At 57.6% G+C, this 17,205-nt stretch carries 17 protein-coding genes; 10 read left to right on the forward strand and 7 right to left on the reverse strand.

The window, feature by feature from the left end; translation table 11 throughout:
- Window positions 1-65: 65 nt before the first annotated feature.
- Window positions 66-1,271 carry a bifunctional alpha/beta hydrolase/OsmC family protein gene (locus B9P63_RS09390; RefSeq protein WP_085308272.1) on the reverse strand — a complete coding sequence of 402 codons (1,206 nt, stop codon included), beginning with the start codon at window positions 1,269-1,271 and terminating at the stop codon, window positions 66-68.
- 159 nt (window positions 1,272-1,430) lie between these two features.
- Here B9P63_RS09390 and B9P63_RS09395 point away from each other — a divergent pair, with 159 nt between their 5' ends.
- Window positions 1,431-2,177, forward strand: coding sequence for a helix-turn-helix transcriptional regulator (locus B9P63_RS09395; RefSeq protein ID WP_085308273.1), 747 nt, complete (start codon window positions 1,431-1,433; stop codon window positions 2,175-2,177).
- Window positions 2,178-2,207: 30 nt separating this feature from the next.
- A complete protein-coding gene (locus B9P63_RS09400) occupies window positions 2,208-2,786 on the forward strand; it encodes a DUF995 domain-containing protein (protein ID WP_139816234.1) in 579 nt (192 codons plus the stop codon).
- Window positions 2,787-2,816: 30 nt separating this feature from the next.
- On the opposite strand, the gene dddP is transcribed toward B9P63_RS09400, so the two are convergent.
- Complete coding sequence (gene dddP / locus B9P63_RS09405) at window positions 2,817-4,157, reverse strand: dimethylsulfonioproprionate lyase DddP (RefSeq protein WP_085308275.1); 1,341 nt, start codon at window positions 4,155-4,157, stop codon at window positions 2,817-2,819.
- A gap of 137 nt (window positions 4,158-4,294) precedes the next feature.
- Between dddP and B9P63_RS09410 the strand changes: the two genes are divergently transcribed.
- Entirely contained in the window at window positions 4,295-5,023 is a 729-nt protein-coding gene (locus B9P63_RS09410) for a heme-dependent oxidative N-demethylase family protein (RefSeq protein ID WP_085308276.1), read from the forward strand.
- A gap of 88 nt (window positions 5,024-5,111) precedes the next feature.
- On the opposite strand, the gene mepK is transcribed toward B9P63_RS09410, so the two are convergent.
- Window positions 5,112-5,681, reverse strand: a complete 570-nt coding sequence (gene mepK / locus B9P63_RS09415; RefSeq protein ID WP_085308277.1) for a peptidoglycan L,D-endopeptidase MepK — start codon at window positions 5,679-5,681, stop codon at window positions 5,112-5,114.
- 350 nt (window positions 5,682-6,031) lie between these two features.
- On the opposite strand from mepK, the gene B9P63_RS09420 reads away from it, so the two are divergent.
- The 5 genes from B9P63_RS09420 to B9P63_RS09440 all read left to right on the forward strand — a co-directional run bounded on the left by B9P63_RS09420 (window position 6,032) and on the right by B9P63_RS09440 (window position 10,768).
- Window positions 6,032-7,654 (forward strand): L,D-transpeptidase family protein, encoded by a 1,623-nt coding sequence (locus B9P63_RS09420; RefSeq protein ID WP_483878482.1) that lies wholly within the window; start codon window positions 6,032-6,034, stop codon window positions 7,652-7,654.
- A gap of 249 nt (window positions 7,655-7,903) precedes the next feature.
- Complete coding sequence (locus B9P63_RS09425) at window positions 7,904-8,107, forward strand: hypothetical protein (RefSeq protein ID WP_342743582.1); 204 nt, start codon at window positions 7,904-7,906, stop codon at window positions 8,105-8,107.
- 67 nt (window positions 8,108-8,174) lie between these two features.
- Entirely contained in the window at window positions 8,175-9,266 is a 1,092-nt protein-coding gene (lpxD, locus tag B9P63_RS09430; protein WP_085308355.1) for a UDP-3-O-(3-hydroxymyristoyl)glucosamine N-acyltransferase, read from the forward strand.
- A 36-nt stretch (window positions 9,267-9,302) separates the two neighbouring features.
- The gene (locus B9P63_RS09435; RefSeq protein WP_085308278.1) at window positions 9,303-9,560 is read left to right on the forward strand and encodes an acyl carrier protein; all 258 of its coding nucleotides are present in this window, start codon (window positions 9,303-9,305) and stop codon (window positions 9,558-9,560) included.
- Window positions 9,557-10,768, forward strand: a complete 1,212-nt coding sequence (locus B9P63_RS09440; RefSeq protein WP_085308279.1) for a beta-ketoacyl-[acyl-carrier-protein] synthase family protein — start codon at window positions 9,557-9,559, stop codon at window positions 10,766-10,768. Before B9P63_RS09435 ends, B9P63_RS09440 begins: the two co-directional genes overlap by 4 nt.
- 56 nt (window positions 10,769-10,824) lie before the next feature.
- Here B9P63_RS09440 and B9P63_RS09445 read toward each other — a convergent pair whose 3' ends face one another.
- Complete coding sequence (locus B9P63_RS09445) at window positions 10,825-11,436, reverse strand: invasion associated locus B family protein (protein ID WP_085308280.1); 612 nt, start codon at window positions 11,434-11,436, stop codon at window positions 10,825-10,827.
- A gap of 563 nt (window positions 11,437-11,999) precedes the next feature.
- Between B9P63_RS09445 and B9P63_RS09450 the strand changes: the two genes are divergently transcribed.
- Together B9P63_RS09450 and B9P63_RS09455 are read left to right on the forward strand one after the other, a co-directional pair.
- Window positions 12,000-13,541, forward strand: a complete 1,542-nt coding sequence (locus tag B9P63_RS09450; protein WP_085308281.1) for a helicase HerA-like domain-containing protein — start codon at window positions 12,000-12,002, stop codon at window positions 13,539-13,541.
- Between the two features lie 6 nt (window positions 13,542-13,547).
- A complete protein-coding gene (locus B9P63_RS09455; RefSeq protein ID WP_085308282.1) occupies window positions 13,548-14,567 on the forward strand; it encodes a patatin-like phospholipase family protein in 1,020 nt (339 codons plus the stop codon).
- A 34-nt stretch (window positions 14,568-14,601) separates the two neighbouring features.
- On the opposite strand, the gene B9P63_RS09460 is transcribed toward B9P63_RS09455, so the two are convergent.
- The 3 genes from B9P63_RS09460 to B9P63_RS09470 all read right to left on the reverse strand — a co-directional run bounded on the left by B9P63_RS09460 (window position 14,602) and on the right by B9P63_RS09470 (window position 17,156).
- On the reverse strand, window positions 14,602-15,276 hold the full coding sequence (locus B9P63_RS09460) for a DUF502 domain-containing protein (RefSeq protein ID WP_085308283.1): 675 nt from the start codon (window positions 15,274-15,276) through the stop codon (window positions 14,602-14,604).
- A gap of 75 nt (window positions 15,277-15,351) precedes the next feature.
- Window positions 15,352-16,266: a pseudouridine-5'-phosphate glycosidase gene (locus tag B9P63_RS09465; protein ID WP_085308284.1), complete on the reverse strand. Its 915-nt coding sequence runs from the start codon at window positions 16,264-16,266 to the stop codon at window positions 15,352-15,354.
- Window positions 16,263-17,156, reverse strand: coding sequence for a PfkB family carbohydrate kinase (locus B9P63_RS09470; RefSeq protein WP_085308285.1), 894 nt, complete (start codon window positions 17,154-17,156; stop codon window positions 16,263-16,265). The genes B9P63_RS09465 and B9P63_RS09470 overlap by 4 nt, the downstream gene beginning before the upstream one ends.
- Between the last annotated feature and the right edge of the window lie 49 nt (window positions 17,157-17,205).

Consider the following 17,205-nt stretch of genomic DNA (forward strand, 5'->3'; position numbering starts at 1 on the left):
TATAAAATGAAAAAGGCGCGAGTTGGGTTTACCGCTCGCGCCTTTTTTGTGTTCAAAATGCTGGTTTAGGCCAATTCCGTCTTGATCAAGGAACTGCGCTCCAGCGTTTTATGCACCGGGCATTTATCCGCAATTTCCAACAAGCGCGCGCGCTGGCTGTCGTCGAGTTTCCCTTCGAGCGTGATAACGCGTTTGAAGCCATCGATTTTCTCCAATGTCCCGCTGTCCTGTGCGTGCATTTTGTTGTGGCTCACATCGACGAAAATTCCGGTTAATGGCCAGCCCTTGCGCCGCGCGTACATGCGAATGGTCATGGACGTGCAGGCGCCAAGCGCGGCGGAAAGATACCCATAGGGCGACATGCCGCGATTGGTGCCGCCATAGGCGAGTGGCTCGTCCGCAAGCGTATGATGGCTGGTGCCGCTGTAGACATCTTGCAAGAACCCGCGCGGATCGGCCTCGCGCACGCGCACGATGCCCTCGGGGGTGCCGATGGGGGGGGCGGCCTTGGGCAATTTGAGATACCGCGCGCTCCAGGACGCGATCACGTCGGCGGCGTAACAGGCATCATCGGCGTCGGTGATCAAATGATCCGCATCGTCGAGGGTGACGAAACTTTTTGGATGTTTCGCCGCCATAAAAATGCGCGCAGCATTGTCGACGCCGACGACGTCATCGCGCGGGGCGTGCATCACCAGAAGTGCCGCCTTGGATGCGCTAAGAGCGGCCTGAAGCGAGCTCCCCTCGATATCATCGATGAAATCCTTGCCGATGGTGATCGGGCGCCCACCAAGGTTTACCTCGGCTTGGCCGTCGCGATCGATTTGTTCAAGCGCGCCGTTGAAATTATGGGTGACATGATCGGGATCGAACGGGGCGCCAAGAGTGACGACCGCTTTGACGCTGTCGAGATCGGGTGCGAGTTTCAACATCGCGGCCCCGCCAAGCGAGTGACCGATCAGCAAGGAGGGCGCCATCGCGCGCGCGCCGAGCATGGCGGCAGCCGCTTTCAGATCATCAATATTTGAGGAAAACGTCGTGTTGGCAAATTCGCCCTGACTGTGCCCAAGGCCGGTGAAATCAAAGCGCAGCACGGCGATGCCCTGATCGGCAAGGCGCTGCGCGATACGCCGCGCGGCGGGAATATCCTTGGAGCAAGTAAAGCAATGGGCGAAGAGCGCCGTAGCCAAAAGCGGGCCGTCGGGCAGATCGAGGCGCGCGGCCAATTGCACACCGGAATGTCCGGTGAATGTGGTGCGTTCGGTTGGCATGGGGCAGTCTCCTAGTGGTGTATCTAGGGTGGGGGTTTTCGCGGCCGCTGTGAAGATGTGTTACAGCCCTCTCGCGGGGAGGTGATGGACACGAAGCAGGCAGCGCGCATTGACGCTGGCGCAAATCCCCCCGATAGTCACATAGGGACCAAATAAAATATGCACCTTCCGAAATATGCACTTGTGGATGCGTTTGACGCTTTGAGCGATTGTTCAAGTGCTGATGAACGCTGGCGCTGTGCCATAGATGTGACGCGCGCCCTTGGGGTAGATGCGATCAACACGGGCTGCGCCGATATTGAAAGTGCGTCAATCCTTTGGGCACGCAGTTCGATGACGCCCGAGTGGCTTGAAACCTACATGAAGCTGGAATTTTTCAAGGTCGATCCGCTACTTGAGCTTTTTCACAAAAAGAAAAGCAGGTTAACGGTTTACTGTGATCTAGCCTCAATCGAGCAAGGCATCGATGGCGGTCATCCTGCGCTAAGCCGCGGGCTGAACGATGCAGGGTATGCGCTGCTCCACGGCACAAAATTCCTGACCCGCGATGAGCCTTTTGGTTCGGTCGTGACCCTGTGTTTCGGGGCGATGAAGCGCGAGAAATTTGATGAGACCATTAGCCGGTGGACGACGCTTTCGGCTTTGATCGCTGCCTTTTCCTATGCGCCGGACGAGGCGAACCATCTTGACGTCTTCACCAATGCAACGCCGGTTCTGACGCGCCGCGAAGTCGAGGTTCTTAGCTTGCTCGCCACCGGGCTTCAAACAGCGCGCATTGCCGAGCGACTGAATATCGCAGAAATTACCGTGGCCAAACATTTTCGATCGGCGCGGCGCAAGCTGGGCTCGAGAACTCGTGAACAGGCGCTGATAAAAGCGATGCAATTCAAACTGTTATCATTCTAAGTGGCTGAAGTATAGAAACCTATACTTGATTTGAATTTCCAATTCCCGCGACACTCAATACAAGGCGCAATTTTTTGGTGCCTATTGAATCAATTAGTAAAATTTTTGAAGGAGATTGTTTTGAAGAAAATTCATTTGTTGAAAGCCATGTTTGCTTGCGGGTTGATGTTGACGCTCGCCCCTGCGCATGCGGATCCCAAACCGCGCCCCGCAACGGCCCTGTCCGCGCAGGTCGTTGCAAATAAATTTGTGGGTCATATGCAGGTTTGGAAAGGGTGCAAGGGTGGCATCTATTTCGGTGGTAACTGGGAGGCGGTCGCCTATTGCGGTGACAACAAAGACACCGTCGGAATAGGTAGTTGGAACACCAAGGGCGGCAAAATCTGCTATCAAGTGACATGGTATTTCGTCAAGACTGGCCAGCTTTCGCAGAAACAACGCCCGGCAAAATGCGAGGTGGCGATGGTGTCGGACAAGGATGGTCAGGTTTGGCACAGTTGGGAGTCGGATAGTGACTGGTGGCGTGGTTTCCCGCGTGAGAAGCATTTTGCAAAAGGCAATAAATACAAACGCCAGATTGCAAAACTTCGCAAGAAATACGGCGTTTGAGCCTCGTGCCGCGCCTTTTTGCGCGGCGCATCACCCGCCCATAAGTGCGGTATCAAAGGGATATTTGGTCAGGTTCTCATAGCCATCTTCGGTGATAAGGACCTGATCTTCCAGCTTGATCGAGAAATCACCGCCGACTTCACCGCAAGCCGCCTCGACGCATAGAACCATCCCCGGCTCGAGCGCATAATCGAAAGCGCCCGGAACACTGATGTCTTTGTGCGCGATCAAAGGCCATTCATCGCAAAGTCCGACGCCGTGCATCATGCAGCCGTATTGCTGCGCTTTGTACTTGGCCGGATGGGCCATCGCGCGCTCGATCAAATCGGGGATCATCAAGCCGGGCCGGAGTAGGGACATGTTATACATGATGAATTCATGGGCGTGTTTCATCGTTTCGATCATGTCGGGGCGCGGTTTTTGATCGCCGATCCACCAGGTGCGCGAGATGTCGACACAAATGCCGTAAGAACCGATGAGATCCGTATCAAAGGCGACAATTTCATTGTTCTGTACGATGCGCGGACCGCATTCCTGAAACCACGGGTTCGTGCGTTGACCGGACGCAAGAAGGCGGGTTTCAATCCATTCGCCGCCGCGTTTGATGTTCTCGGCGTGCAAAATCGCCCAGATATCATCCTCCGAAGTATTGCCGAGCGGCACGTTTTCGCGCGCGAAACGCTCCATCTCGCTGCAGGCCACTTCGCACGCATGACTGGCGCAGCGCATGGCGAGGATTTCGTCAGCGCCTTTGATGGCGCGCGCCTTTTCGGTGACTTCCTCACCGTCCATGATTTCGAGGCCCTGCGCTTCAAGCGCGCGCAGTCCGTGCAGCATGATTTTATCCACTGCGAGACGCTTTTCGCTTCCTGCATGTTCTTGCAAAAGCCGGCGCACCTCATTTGCAAAGACATCCGCCGCCACATCGATCTTGTCGCCGCGATCGAAGTAAAACAGATCCGCGCCAGATCTTTGTTCGCGCACCAACGGGTTGAATGTGCTTAGAAAAGGCGAGTTTTTGTAGTCCCAGATCACCATATACCCATCCGCGCAGAGCAGCACGGCGCGAAACGGATTATGGGCATTCCAAAGCTGCATATTGGTGCTGTCGGTGGCGTAGCGAATGTTCAACGGATCGAACATCAATAGCCCCGCATAGCCGCGATCCTTGATATGCTGGGTGAGGCGCGTCCAGCGATATTCACGCATGCGGGCAAGGTTGGGCAGTTCCAGACCCACCGCGCGCCACTCGGCGAAGGCAAGCTGGGTTGGACCGATCTCGATACGATCATTGTCATTCGGGGTGCCATCGCCAAGGCGATCGCCCTGGCTCGGGTCGATCTTGCGGGTTTCGCGGTAGTGCTGGTTCATGGCTGATCCTCTCGCGTTTTCATCACTCTGAAAGCATGATCCGGCGCGGTCATGCGCGGATGCGACGCTTTTACGCGTCGTTTTCAAGTGTTTGAAAAGGCGTGACGGGGCAGGGCGGCTTTGCTAAACCTCTCAGTATGAGCTTGATCTTTCAAAACAATTTGCCAGACGACATGACGCAAGAGCGCACACTTCCCGGTGTTCAACCGCTCGATATAGCCGATTGGCTGCATGTGGACGACGCCTATGGTGCGCAAATGGCTGAGCGCATGCGCCTGATGGAATGCCGCTTGGATGATGTGTGCGCGCAATGCGATGACGCGTGCGAGCCGGTGCGCGAAGCTCTGGCGCTGATCGTAAAGCAGCTTGGCACGATGAACGGATTTCAGCGCAGCGGCGATCATATGCTTTGCCCTGATGGGCGGCGGGTTTCTTTGATCGGGGACCCGCTTTGCGTGATCGGCGCGCTGATACAGGAAGATGTCTGCATTTTGCAAAAACCGGTTGGGGCAGAGGAGCATAGTCTAAGCGCTGCGATCCTGTGTTTTCCCGCCAATTGGACGCTGGCCGAGAAATTCGCACATCCCATGGGGCGCATTCATCAGCCAGTTGATAGCTATGATAGCAACATGCAGCTCAGGGTGCAGCGGCTTTGTGATGGTTTACAAGTGGGGCGCCCGCTTTGGCGGTTCAATCACGGGCATGCTGGGCCCGAGTTATTTGCGCCGCGTGCGGAGCGTGATTTTGACGAAGGCGAGGCGTCGGCTGTGCGCAATTTTCTGCGCGCAGAGCGGCAGAGCCTGATCCGCCTGCCACAAAGCGGGGCGATCCTGTTTTCGATCCACACCTATATAGTGCGCCAATAACCTGCGCGGCGAAGTGCTAAAAATGCAAAAAGCCCAGGCTCTTGGACCGGGCTTTGACAGGTTTGGAAAGTGAAAGGGCCGCTGGTATCTAGCGTCCCCATGTGCGAACGGGGCCGCAATCCATGTGAACGAAGTTGGAGCCGGAATAGCGCCCGACACCGCCACCGCGGCACGCGGCCGCCGCGCGGGACAACTGGCTGACAGAGCGCGAGGACATGCGCAGATCAGCCGCCTGACCCTTCATGTGCAGTGAATTCTTGGCAACGCCTTTAGAGCGCGAGCGCAGCATCGCGTTGGTCTTGGGGCTGCGGTAGCCGGACAGCAGCATATAAGGTTCGTTTGAATCCAGCAGATTATGGGCGGCTGCCATGACGTCGACGGTACGCAGATCGATAAACTTCACATCATTTGTACGCCAGTCGCGCATGAAATGGTGCACTTCCTGCACCGCTTCTTTGATGTATTTTCCCTCGACCCAATAGATCATGTCGATCCGCTCGCCGGTGCGGCCCGAATACATCTTAATCCGGCGAATGTCTCCGCCGCCGCGCAGGAAGCCGGTTGCGTTCGCATAAGTAGGAGCTGAAAAAACCGCCGTCGCTGCAAAAGCGCTAAGCAATCCGCGGCGCGTAATGCCGTTACTTGTCCCGTCTGACATACCTAACACGTCCCGTTCCTAGCCTGTTCGTATCCGATGTTACGGACACTCTGCCTAATTCATCCCCGCAGTGGTGGCTCTATGGCATATTTCGAATCGCCGACCAAGCCTCGATTTACTGGAGGCCATAATGGCAACCAATTTCGGCATTTTATTGCTCAATTGTGTAAATATATCGTTGATTTGCATCAATCTGTGCCACCTTCGGTGCAGGGGTGCACCACAGATTGGGTTTTGTAGTGTGCTTGCGCAAATGTGAATGGACTCGGGCAGGGGCGATGAAAGATCACTTAAGCGATGTGTCCGCGCGCAAGGCGTGCGGGAAAACGGTGTATTTTTGGGGGGACACGATGCAGATGTTCGGTATTCGATCAAATTTGACGGCGCGCGCGCTTTTTACGGCGCTTACGCTTTTCGTGCTCTCTTTGGGGTTTTCAGCCGCGCCTGCCAGCGCGCAAGTGACCGCTTTCAAACAGGCCGTTGCAGAAGCGGCGGCGCAGGATAAGGATATCGCAGCCTTCTATCAGGCCAATCAATATACTGCGATCTGGACTGGCAAAGGTAACAAGGATCGCCAGCGCCGCGATGCACTTTTGAATGCGGTGACCCGCGCCGGAGATCATGGCTTGCCGGTCAGCCGCTATAACCCTGATCAGCTGAAAGCGCTTTTGAAGCAGGCCCGTAGCCCAAGAGACCGCGGCGCGATCGAGGTCGAGATGAGCCGCATTTTCCTGCAATACGCGCAAGATTTGCAAACAGGTGTCTTGACGCCCAGCAAGGTCGATAGCGGCATCGTGCGCGACGTGCCGCTGCGTGATCGCGTTTCCTATCTCACCAATTTCACAAAATCCTCGCCTAAGCGTTTCTTTCAGGCGCTCGCGCCGACTGCACCCGAATATGCCCGCCTGATGAAGGCCAAATTGCTGCTTGAGCGCCAATTGGCCAAAGGTGGCTGGGGGCAAAGTGTGCCTGCCAAGTCTTTGAAGCCGGGCCAGTCCGGCAATGCGGTTGTCATCCTGCGAAATCGTTTGCAAAGCATGGGCTACCTCAATCGCTCGTCCTCGCAAACCTATGATGCTGCGATGCAATCTGCCATGCAGCAGTTCCAGATTTCGCGTGGCCTTAACCCTGATGGCGTCGCGGGACCTGGTAGTATGGCCCAGCTCAACCGCCCGATCGAAGCGCAGCTTCAGGCGATCATGGTTGCGATGGAGCGCGAGCGCTGGATGAATCGTCCGCGCGGGGAGCGTCACATCTGGGTCAATCTGACCGACTTCACTGCTGCGATCATGGACAACGGCAAGGTCACGTTCAAGACGCGCTCCGTCATTGGCAAGAACCAAGGCGATCGTCGCAGCCCCGAGTTTTCGGACGTCATGGAATATATGGTGATCAACCCGACCTGGCATGTGCCGCGCTCGATCGCGACCAAGGAATATTTGCCGCTTTTGCAAGCCAACCCCAATGCCGTAGGCCATCTGCGTATCGTAGACAGCAAGGGGCGAACGGTTAACCGTGGTTCGGTGAATTTCTCGCAGTATAGTGCGCGCACTTTCCCCTTTGCGATCAAGCAACCACCAAGCGAACGCAACGCCCTTGGTCTTGTCAAGTTCATGTTCCCGAACAAATATAACATCTACCTACATGACACCCCGGCCAAGAACCTGTTTACCCGCGAAATGCGAGCCTACAGTCATGGCTGCATCCGTTTGCAGCAACCCTTTGATTTTGCGTACCAAATACTTTCAAAGCAGGAACGCGATCCAAAGGCGTTCTTCCATTCGGTGCTGGATCAGGGCGCAGAGAAATATGTCTACCTCGATGCGCCCGTGCCTGTGCATATCGTCTATCGCACGGCCTTCGTGACGGCGGACGGGCGCGTCAACTTTCGCCCTGACATCTACGGGCGCGACGCGAAAGTCTTTGCCGCGCTTAGCGACGCGGGTGTGCGTTTACGGGCGGTGGGTGGTTAACACCAGCGCCAATATTTGAAGGGAAAAGCCGGGGGTACTTTCGGCTTTTCCTTTTGGTGGGCGCGCATTGGCCTTGCATAAATATACCTGTCAAAAGCATTTTCTGTGACACCCTGCCACACTGAATACAGGGGGGCCAAACCATAGATCTGATACGTGGATATCTCAACCAACACCCCGCCCTTAGCTTCGTCCCGCAGGGGCGTTTTTTTCTATAAAATTCCGCTGCTTGGATGGATTGCGCGCGACGTGGCACACGGCGACGAAAGCAATCTCTACTTTGCGCTTATCGCTTTCATGTCACTCTGGGGAATAGCCGCCCTGACCTTCGGATTGCCGGGGCTGTATTTGCCTGCGCTGGGGCTGGTTCCGGTCTGCTTCTTCATGCTGATCTGGATATCGCTGGGCCGCATCGATCCCGTAGACGGGGATGCAGGGGCCGCGCAGGAATAGCGCGACGGGGTTTGCCTCGCTGCGCGCAATAGCTTACATCAGCGACACAGGCGCGGCGAGGGCAGTCATGACATATACGATCGAGAAAATCGCGAAAGCTATCGGTGCAAGCGCCCATGGCGAGATCACGTTAACCGTGACTTCAGTCGCTGAACCGGCAAATGCAGAGCGCGGTCAACTTGCGCTCGCAATGAAGCCCGAGTTTGCCGCGCAGCTAGGTGAGGGCCGCGCAGAGGCGGCGATGCTCTGGGAGGGTGCGGACTGGCAGGCACTGGGGCTGAAGGCCGCGATCATTTCGCCGCGTCCCCGCTTTGCCATGGCAGGATTAAGCGCGATGATGGATCCAGAGCCTCAGAGGACTGCGGGCATACATCCTTCTGCGGTGATTGATCCAAGTGCGACGCTTGGTGCTGACGTAACGATTGGTCCGCTTAGCGTGATCGAGGCGGGCGCGCGTATTGGCGCTGGCACGCGTATAAGCGCGCAGGTCTTCGTAGGCCGCGACGCGCAGATCGGTGATCACGCGATCCTGCGCGAGGGGGTCAAGATCGGTGCGCGCGTACGCATTGGCGCGCGTTTCATCGCGCAGCCGGGGGCAAGCGTTGGGGGCGACGGATTTTCCTTTGTGACGCCCGAGGAAGGCGCAGTGGAGCGCGTACGCGATACCCTTGGCGCGCAGGGGGCGGCACAGGCGCAAAGCTGGGCGCGCATCCATTCGCTTGGCTCGGTTCAGATCGGCGATGATGTGGAGCTTGGCGCAAACAGCTGCATTGATCGCGGCACGGTGCGCGACACGGTGATCGGCAATGGCTGTAAATTCGACAATCTTGCGCAGATTGGTCATAATGTTGTTATTGGCAGGGATTGCTTGATCTGTGCGCAGGTGGGCGTCGCCGGATCGACGCGCATCGGCAATAATGTGGTGCTTGGCGGGCAAACGGGGGTCAGCGACAATGTGTTTATCGGCGATAACGTGATCACCGGCGGCGCAACAAAAGTGCTATCCAACGTACCGGCGGGGCGCGTGATGCTGGGCTATCCAGCGGTCAAGATGGACAAGCAGATCGAACTCCACAAGCTGTTGCGCCGCTTGCCGCGCCTGTTTGGTGATGTCGCAGCCCTGCAAAAGGGTGTTTCAAAACCGCGTGGCAATGACTAAATCAACACCACAGCATTTGGCACAAAAGGGTCGGCCATGAGCATTCGCGACAAAGTCTATGAAATTATTGCAGAGCAAGCGGTTCTGGACGTCTCGGACGTGAGCGATGACAGCACGCTTGAAAGCCTCGGGATCGACAGTCTTGGCCTTGTCGAGAGCATATTCGCGATCGAGGAAGAATTCGACATAACCATCCCGTTCAATGCCAACGAGCCTGATAAGAGCGAATTTGATATTTCCTCGGTTGCGAGCATCATCGCGGGCATAGAGCAATTGGTCGCGGCCAAGCCGTGAGGCGCGTGGTGATCACTGGCGCGGGCACGATCAACGCGCTGGGGCAATCCGTGCCTGAAACCCTGACGGCGATGCAAAACGGCATTTGTGGCATTGGCCCGTTAGAGTTTCGCGACGTAGAGCGCCTCTCGATCCAGATCGGCGGGCAGGTCAAGGGCTTTGAGGCAGAGGGCCTGTTCAACCGCCAGCAAATGACACTTTATGACCGCTTCACGCAGTTCACCCTTTGCGCCGCGAAAGAGGCAGTCGCGCAGTCGGGATTGGAATTTGCGGGCGAGTTATCGGCGCGCTCCGGCGTTGTGCTTGGCACTGCGGGAGGTGGCGTCAGCACTTGGGACGACAACTACCGCTCCGTCTATGAAGACGGAAAAAATCGCGTGCATCCTTTTGTGGTGCCAAAATTGATGAACAACGCGGCCTGTAGCCATGTTTCCATGGAGCACAACCTCAAAGGGCCGAGCTTTACGGTTTCAACTGCCTGCGCGTCGTCCAATCATGCTATGGCGCAGGCGTTCAGCATGATCCGCACAGGCATGGCAGAGGTCATGGTCACGGGCGGCTCCGAGAGTATGCTGTGCTTTGGCGGGGTGAAGGCCTGGGAGGGTTTGCGCGTGATGTCCAAGGACGCCTGCCGGCCCTTCAGTGCCAATCGCAACGGCATGGTGCAGGGTGAAGGTGCGGGCATTTTTGTCTTTGAGGAAATGGAGCACGCGAAGGCGCGCGGCGCGGATATCCTGTGCGAAGTCGCGGGCTTCGCGATGTCCTCGGATGCTGCGGATATTGTCATGCCCTCCAAACAGGGTGCGGCGCGTGCGATTGCAGGCGCACTGGCGGATGCGAGAATTGACCGTTCCAATGTGGGCTATATCAACGCGCATGGCACGGGCACGGCAGCCAATGACAAGACAGAATGCGCGGCGGTGGCAGATGTGTTCGGCCCGCACGCGGATGATCTGATGATCAGCTCGACCAAATCCATGCACGGCCATCTTATTGGCGGCACGGGCGCAGTTGAACTACTGGCTTGCATCATGGCGCTGCGCGACGGAATTATCGCGCCCACCATCGGCTATGAAGAAGCGGACCCCGAATGCGCGCTTGATGTGGTGCCGAATGAGGCACGCGAGGCGCGCGTAGATGTCGCCATCAGCAATGCCTTCGCCTTTGGCGGGCTCAACGCGGTGATTGCCCTGCGCAAAGCGCCTTAAAACGAAAAAACGCGCCCAAGGGCGCGCTTTCGTCACTATTTATGCTGGCAACTTATTTACTGCGTAACCACGGTCGATTTATCAAACCCGGCGGTGAAACCTTTGAGCGACATGTTCAGCTCAACTTTTTGATCTGATGCCAGAAACGGCACAATCGTCACAGTCGCTGCCGCGCCGCGTTTAAAGCCGTTCACGTCCGCTTCGGTCAGGCCGATCCGCGCGAAACAGCCTACGGGGTTGCAAAAGGAATAGGGGTAGCGCTTGCCCTGGCCGCCATCGACAGAAATACGAAGCTGCGCTTGCAGCGATGTTTCGAGCGGTACAACAACAGTTGCGCCGGCAATCGCCTGACCGCCCGTTGGTAGACGAAAAATGCTGACCTCTGCGACCGGGTTGCCTTCCTCGTCCTGCATCAGCTGATACATCTGGCAGGGCTCGTCATTGCCCTCCTCGACGCGCACACATTGGATTTCCCAATCTTGCTCGGCTTCGCGCACATAGGTCTGGCCGATCTGTGGCGCAGACGCATCTTCGCCCATGTTCAGATCAGTTTCGATCGGTGCGATCGGCTTGTCCTCTTCAGCGGTCGCTGCCGTGGTTTGTGCAAAAGCCGCGCCGCCAAGCGCAACGCTGGCAATGGCAGAGAAAACGGACATACGAGTGATCATCAAAGGCTTCCTGACTTAATGTTGTTTACGCCGTGCCTAACACGCGTTTGCAGCCCTGTCAGTGGCAACGCAGCGGTATAGCGGCGAGATTACGCTTATTTTGCCGATCAATGCACGCTTGGCAAGGCCCTCCATCGCGAAGGCAGCCCATCTCGAAAGCCTGTCACCACAGGTGGGCCCCGCGCGCTGTGTGCAAACGAAAAAAGGAAGACCTCTTGCGGGTCTTCCTTTCCTATTGTCTCTCCCCGTCGGACTAACCGACTTATTGACGCGACGTTACGATGAGGCGCGTGATGCGTCAACAGGGAATTGCCAGAATGTCGCATTACATACACGGGATTTGCCGATCTTTAAGGGTCTTTTTCAAAGATAGTTTGTCATCGGGCAAATAGCTGAAAAAAGGCCGCGCCAAAGAGAGCGCGGCCAGTCTGACAGGGAGGAAGTCCGTCCGCAGCGCGAGGACAGTCGGCTGCGAACAGATTGCACTTTGACATGAATAAGTTAACGTGACGTTGCCATGTATGTGCATGGGCGTGTATTTTTCAAAAGTCCGGGAGTAGGCAGTGGATCATCATATTTTCCTGGGAGGCGGCGGGCCAGAGTATGCAGACAAACAATGGCTTAGCCTGAAATACGCCAACCGCCACGGGCTTGTTGCCGGTGCGACGGGCACGGGAAAAACTGTGACCTTGCAAATTCTGGCAGAAAATTTCTCGAACGCGGGCGTGCCTGTGTTTCTCACGGACGTGAAGGGTGATCTTTCCGGGCTTGCGCAAGCCGGCTCGCCTGCGGCGAAACTGCACGAACCCTTTACCTCGCGCGCGCAGCAAATCGGCTTTGACGATTACTCCTACGATAGTTTTCCCGTCACCTTCTGGGATCTTTTCGGCAAGCAGGGCCATCCCGTGCGCACCACGGTTGCCGAGATGGGGCCGCTGCTGATTTCGCGCCTGTTGGAACTGAGCGAGCCGCAAGAAGGCGTTGTCAACATCGCCTTTCGCGTCGCCGACGAGCAAGGCATGGCGCTGCTTGATCTCAAGGATTTGCAGGCTCTTCTGGTCTGGGTCGGTGAAAACCGCGATCAACTGACATTGCGCTATGGCAATGTTTCGACCGGCTCGATCGGTGCGATCCAGCGCCGCCTGTTGGTGCTGGAAAACCAAGGCGGCGCCGAGCTGTTCGGTGAACCTGCACTGGCGCTTTCGGATATCATCAGCACTGCGCCGGACGGGCGTGGGCGCATCAATATCCTCGCTTCGGACAAACTTATGGGCGCGCCGCGCCTCTACGCGACCTTCCTGCTTTGGCTCCTTTCGGAGCTGTTCGAGGAACTGCCCGAAGTGGGCGATCCGGATAAACCCAAGCTGGTGTTTTTCTTTGATGAAGCGCATCTGTTGTTTGACGGTGCACCCAAGCCGCTTGTGGATAAAGTCGAGCAAGTGGCGCGCCTTATCCGCTCCAAAGGGGTCGGGATTTATTTCGTCACGCAAAACCCCTCTGATGTGCCCGAGGATGTTCTGGGCCAGCTTGGCAATCGCATTCAACATGCTTTGCGAGCGTTCACCGCGCGCGATCGCCGGCAGCTCAAAGAGGCGGCGGAAACCTACCGCGACAACCCGCGTTTCGACACCGGCGAGGCAATCCGCGAGGTCGGCGTGGGCGAGGCCGTGACCTCGATGCTGCAAAAAAAGGGCATTCCGGGCATTGTCGAGCGCACGCTTATTCGCCCACCCAGTTCGCACCTTGGCCCCGTTGCGCCGGATGTGCGCGCGGCAGTGATTGCAGGCTCGCATATCGCGGGCAAATACGAGGCGAAAATCGACCGCCAATCCGCTTATGAAATCCTGAGTGCACGCGCCGATCAGGCAGCGCAGGAAGCGGCGGCGGCCGAGGCGAAAGAGGAAGAACTGGAGATCGCCGAGCGCGAATACAAAGCGGCGCGGCGCTATTCAGGCACGCGCGTTTCTCGCTCCACCAGCCGGGGGCGCGCCAAAAGCGACAGCTTTGGCGCCGCCATGGCGCAGGTCGTTATCAAGGAACTCAAAGGGACCACAGGGCGGCGCATCGTGCGTGGCATTCTGGGCGGTCTTTTCAAAGCGAGATAAATTATAATGACAAAAATGCGTATCAATCTCGCACTGCAAGGGGGCGGGGCGCATGGGGCGTTCACTTGGGGCGCGCTCGATCGGCTGCTGCAAGAGCCTGATCTGGAAATTGCTGCGATCTCGGGCACCTCTGCGGGGGCGCTGAATGCGGCGGCTCTGAAATCGGGCATGATCGAGAACGGCGCAGAGGGCGCGCGCCGCGCGCTCGACGGGCTTTGGCACGGCATTGCGCAGAACTCCAACACCGGGCTGAGCCAATGGTTCGGGCAAGAGCTTTTTTCGCCCTCGCTGATCAGTCAGGCGCTGGAACTCTCGCCGCACTTCATGTTCGCGGATGCGTTCAATCGCATGACGTCGCCCTACAGTTGGGGGCCGTTTTACAACCATCCGCTGCAAAGTATCGTCGACGGATTCGATTATTCCGAGGTTTGCGCATCCGAAGGTCCTGCGCTTTATATTGGCGCGACCAATGTGCGCAGCGGCAAGGTGAAGGTGTTCCAAGGCGATGAAATCGGCCCTGATGCCTTGCTTGCCTCTGCTTGTTTGCCGACGTTGTTTCGCGCGGTCGAAGTGGATGGCGAGGCCTATTGGGACGGCGGTTACACAGGCAATCCGCCGCTGTTTCCACTTTTCGGCCCTGACTTGCCCGAGGATATTCTGATCATCAACATCAATCCCTTAGAGCGCGATGAAGTGCCCCAGACACCCCAAGCGATCCAGAACCGCATCAATGAAATCAGCTTTAATTCTTCGCTTTTACGTGAGTTGCGTGCGATTTCCTTTGTGCAGCGTCTGCTCGGGGAGGGCAGTATCGCGCAAGGCGCGATGAAGCAGGTGAACGTGCATATGATTGCCGATGACGCGTTGATGAACGAATTGTCGGTTGCGACGAAAACCGTGGCCATTCCTTCCGTGCTCGGCGCATTGAAGGGCGCGGGGCAAAAATCGGCGGATGCCTTCCTTGCGGCGCATCGCGGTGACATCGGGATGCGCAGCAGCGTTAATCTGGAAGCGATGTTTCAGTAAAGGGGGGAAGTCTTCGCAAGACTTTCATTCCGCTCTATTTCTCCGGCTGGCTCGGGTCTTTGGCGTTGGGGTAGACCAGCCCTGCGGAGATCACCAGTTTGGCCGCGTCCTCGACGCTCATTTCCAGCTCGATAATATCCTCGCGCGGGAAGAACAGCAAAAAGCCCGAGGTCGGGTTCGGCGTGGTGGGCACGAAAACGCTAACCAGATCACCGCCTGTTGAAGCACTGCGCGCGACTTCGCCTTTGGCCGTGGTCGAAATGAAACCGATCGCCCAAATCCCTTTGCGCGGATACTCAAACAGGCAGGCTTTCTCGAAGGAACGTTCGGACTGCGCGAAAACCGTTTCTGCAATCTGTTTTACACCTGAATAGATCGAGCGCACCACAGGCACGCTTTGCACGATCCCCTCGGCAAAACGGATCAAGGAGCGCCCGAGCAGGCCTTTGGCCAGCCAGCCGATCATGATTGTGAACAGCAAGAAGATGATCACGCCGACGCCGCGCAGGTTGATGCCGATGTATTGCTCCGGCTGGAACGTATAGGGCACCAGTGGCAACACAACACTGTCGATCCAGCCGATGACTGACCAGATCAGCCAGATCGTCAGTCCGACAGGGGCGATTACGACGAGGCCCGTCAGGAAACTGGCGCGCAGGGACGCGAACAGACCGGGGCGGCGAGGTGGTTCGTCAAATGGGGTGTTCATCTATTATTCCAAGCGAGTTGCCGCTTAGTTAAGCGCAGCGCGGGGCGGGGGCAATGCCCCCATGAAGTGCGTGGATCAATTCTGCGCCATTTCGCATGCAATCCTAGCACCAAGCGCTGCATTGTTCAGCACAAGCGCAATATTGGCGGTGAGCGAGCGCCCCTCGGTTAACTCATAGACCCTTTGCAGCAGATAAGGCGTGACCGATTTTCTGGTGATTCCATGCTCAAGCGCATCCTGCAGCGCGCGTGCTATCACCGGGTCCATCTCTGCCCGCGGGATTTCGGCTTCTATTGGAATCGGGTTGGCGATCAATTGGCCGCCGGGCAATCCCAGCGCTGCGCGCATCTTGTGGGCACGCGCGATGCTGGCCGGATCATCCATGCGCAAAGGCGCCTTGAGCGCGCTTTGGGCGGACCAGAACGCAGGTATCCTGTCCTGGCCATAAGCAATCACCGGCACGCCGAGCGTTTCGAGCACTTCGAGCGTCTTGGGCACGTCCAGAATAGCCTTCGCGCCGGCGGCGATGACCGTCACGGGGGTCTGGCTAAGCTCTTGCAAATCCGCAGAGATATCAAAGCTCTGCTCTGCGCCGCGATGCACGCCGCCGATGCCGCCCGTGGCAAAAACCGCGATACCCGCCAGATGTGCCGCGATCATCGTTGCCGCCACCGTCGTCGCGCCGGTCTTGCCGCTTGCCATGCAAACCGCGAGGTCCGCGCGGCTGAGTTTCGCTGCGCCTTTGGTTTGCGCCAGCGCTTCAAGCTGCGCGTCCTCAAGGCCGATATGCAGCGTGCCGTTCAGCACCGCGATTGTCGCAGGCTCCGCTCCGTTTTCGCGCACTGTCGCTTCGACCTTGCGCGCCATTTCAAGGTTTTGCGGATAGGGCATGCCATGGGTAATAATCGTGGATTCCAGCGCCACGATGGGCGTGCCAGCGCTTTGGGCCGCCTCGACGGCTTTTGATCGGGTGAAAAGGGGATGGGTCAATGTGCTGTTTCTCCTGAGACGTAGCGGGCGGCGGCCTGAAGCGCTTGCTCCAGCGCGTCCTGTGGTGGCTTGCCGCGCAGTTCTGCATTCATATGTGCGGCCATAAACGTATCGCCCGCGCCCGTCACGCGCGCCACCAAGACTTGTGGCGGCGTCGCTTGGCGTGTGCCGCTGGCATCGGCCTCGGCGGCCAGATTGCCGCCATCCGTCACCAGCGCGCGCGCGGCGCCGCGCGCAAGAAGGCCCAATGCGGCTTCGGGCGCCGTGTCGAAACTTTGCTGGCAGAGTAGTTCGGCCTCTTCAAGGTTCACGTAAAGCGTTGCGCGGCTTTGCTCGAGGAAGGGGCGCAAGCGCTCGGCCTTGCCCGGAGAGGCGGGGGCGACGCGCAAATCCGCTGCTGAAAATAGCGGATCGCTGCCAATTTTGCTGAGCAGCGAGAGCGTGAGATTGCCATCAAGCGCAATCATTCCCGCATAGGGCGCAGTAGCACTTCCAAGCGCGCCGTCTTGCAGGGGCGTCAGGATTTTGGCACCCGCCGCTTCGAGCGAATGCGCATCGGCGATCGCCGCGATTAGCCCGTTCGCACCTTCTACAGCCATGTATTTATCCGTGGGCAGGTCTGCGGAGCGATAGAGATAGTCGCAAATCAAGCCCAATTCACGCGCTTCTATCACCAGTTGATCCCCCGCCGCATCTCGCCCGACGGCGCTAAGCAGGGCAGGGCGCAGATCAAAGCGGCGCAGGGTCATGGCGATATTCATTGCCACACCGCCGGGAAGTTGCGTGATGCGTCCGGGCACGTCACTGCCTTGGCGCATGGAGCTTTTGGAGCGTCCGATTACATCCCAAAGGACGGACCCGATGCACAAAATGTCTGGAATGGTTTTCATACCCGCTATGTGCCGCGCCGCGCGCGTGCTCGCAAGGGGGAAGCGCCGT

This window comes from Planktotalea arctica (assembly GCF_002105285.1).
Classification (GTDB): domain Bacteria; phylum Pseudomonadota; class Alphaproteobacteria; order Rhodobacterales; family Rhodobacteraceae; genus Planktotalea; species Planktotalea arctica.

Excerpts from the sequence above, each read along its gene's own strand:
- B9P63_RS09390 (WP_085308272.1), bottom strand. The coding sequence starts at position 1,271 with ATGCCAACCGAACGCACCACATTCACCGGACATTCCGGTGTGCAATTG.
- B9P63_RS09395 (WP_085308273.1), top strand. The coding sequence starts at position 1,431 with ATGCACCTTCCGAAATATGCACTTGTGGATGCGTTTGACGCTTTGAGC.
- dddP (WP_085308275.1), bottom strand. The coding sequence starts at position 4,157 with ATGAACCAGCACTACCGCGAAACCCGCAAGATCGACCCGAGCCAGGGC.
- B9P63_RS09410 (WP_085308276.1), top strand. The coding sequence starts at position 4,295 with ATGAGCTTGATCTTTCAAAACAATTTGCCAGACGACATGACGCAAGAG.
- mepK (WP_085308277.1), bottom strand. The coding sequence starts at position 5,681 with ATGTCAGACGGGACAAGTAACGGCATTACGCGCCGCGGATTGCTTAGC.
- B9P63_RS09420 (WP_483878482.1), top strand. The coding sequence starts at position 6,032 with ATGCAGATGTTCGGTATTCGATCAAATTTGACGGCGCGCGCGCTTTTT.
- lpxD (WP_085308355.1), top strand. The coding sequence starts at position 8,175 with ATGACATATACGATCGAGAAAATCGCGAAAGCTATCGGTGCAAGCGCC.
- B9P63_RS09435 (WP_085308278.1), top strand. The coding sequence starts at position 9,303 with ATGAGCATTCGCGACAAAGTCTATGAAATTATTGCAGAGCAAGCGGTT.
- B9P63_RS09445 (WP_085308280.1), bottom strand. The coding sequence starts at position 11,436 with ATGATCACTCGTATGTCCGTTTTCTCTGCCATTGCCAGCGTTGCGCTT.
- B9P63_RS09455 (WP_085308282.1), top strand. The coding sequence starts at position 13,548 with ATGACAAAAATGCGTATCAATCTCGCACTGCAAGGGGGCGGGGCGCAT.
- B9P63_RS09460 (WP_085308283.1), bottom strand. The coding sequence starts at position 15,276 with ATGAACACCCCATTTGACGAACCACCTCGCCGCCCCGGTCTGTTCGCG.
- B9P63_RS09470 (WP_085308285.1), bottom strand. The coding sequence starts at position 17,156 with ATGAAAACCATTCCAGACATTTTGTGCATCGGGTCCGTCCTTTGGGAT.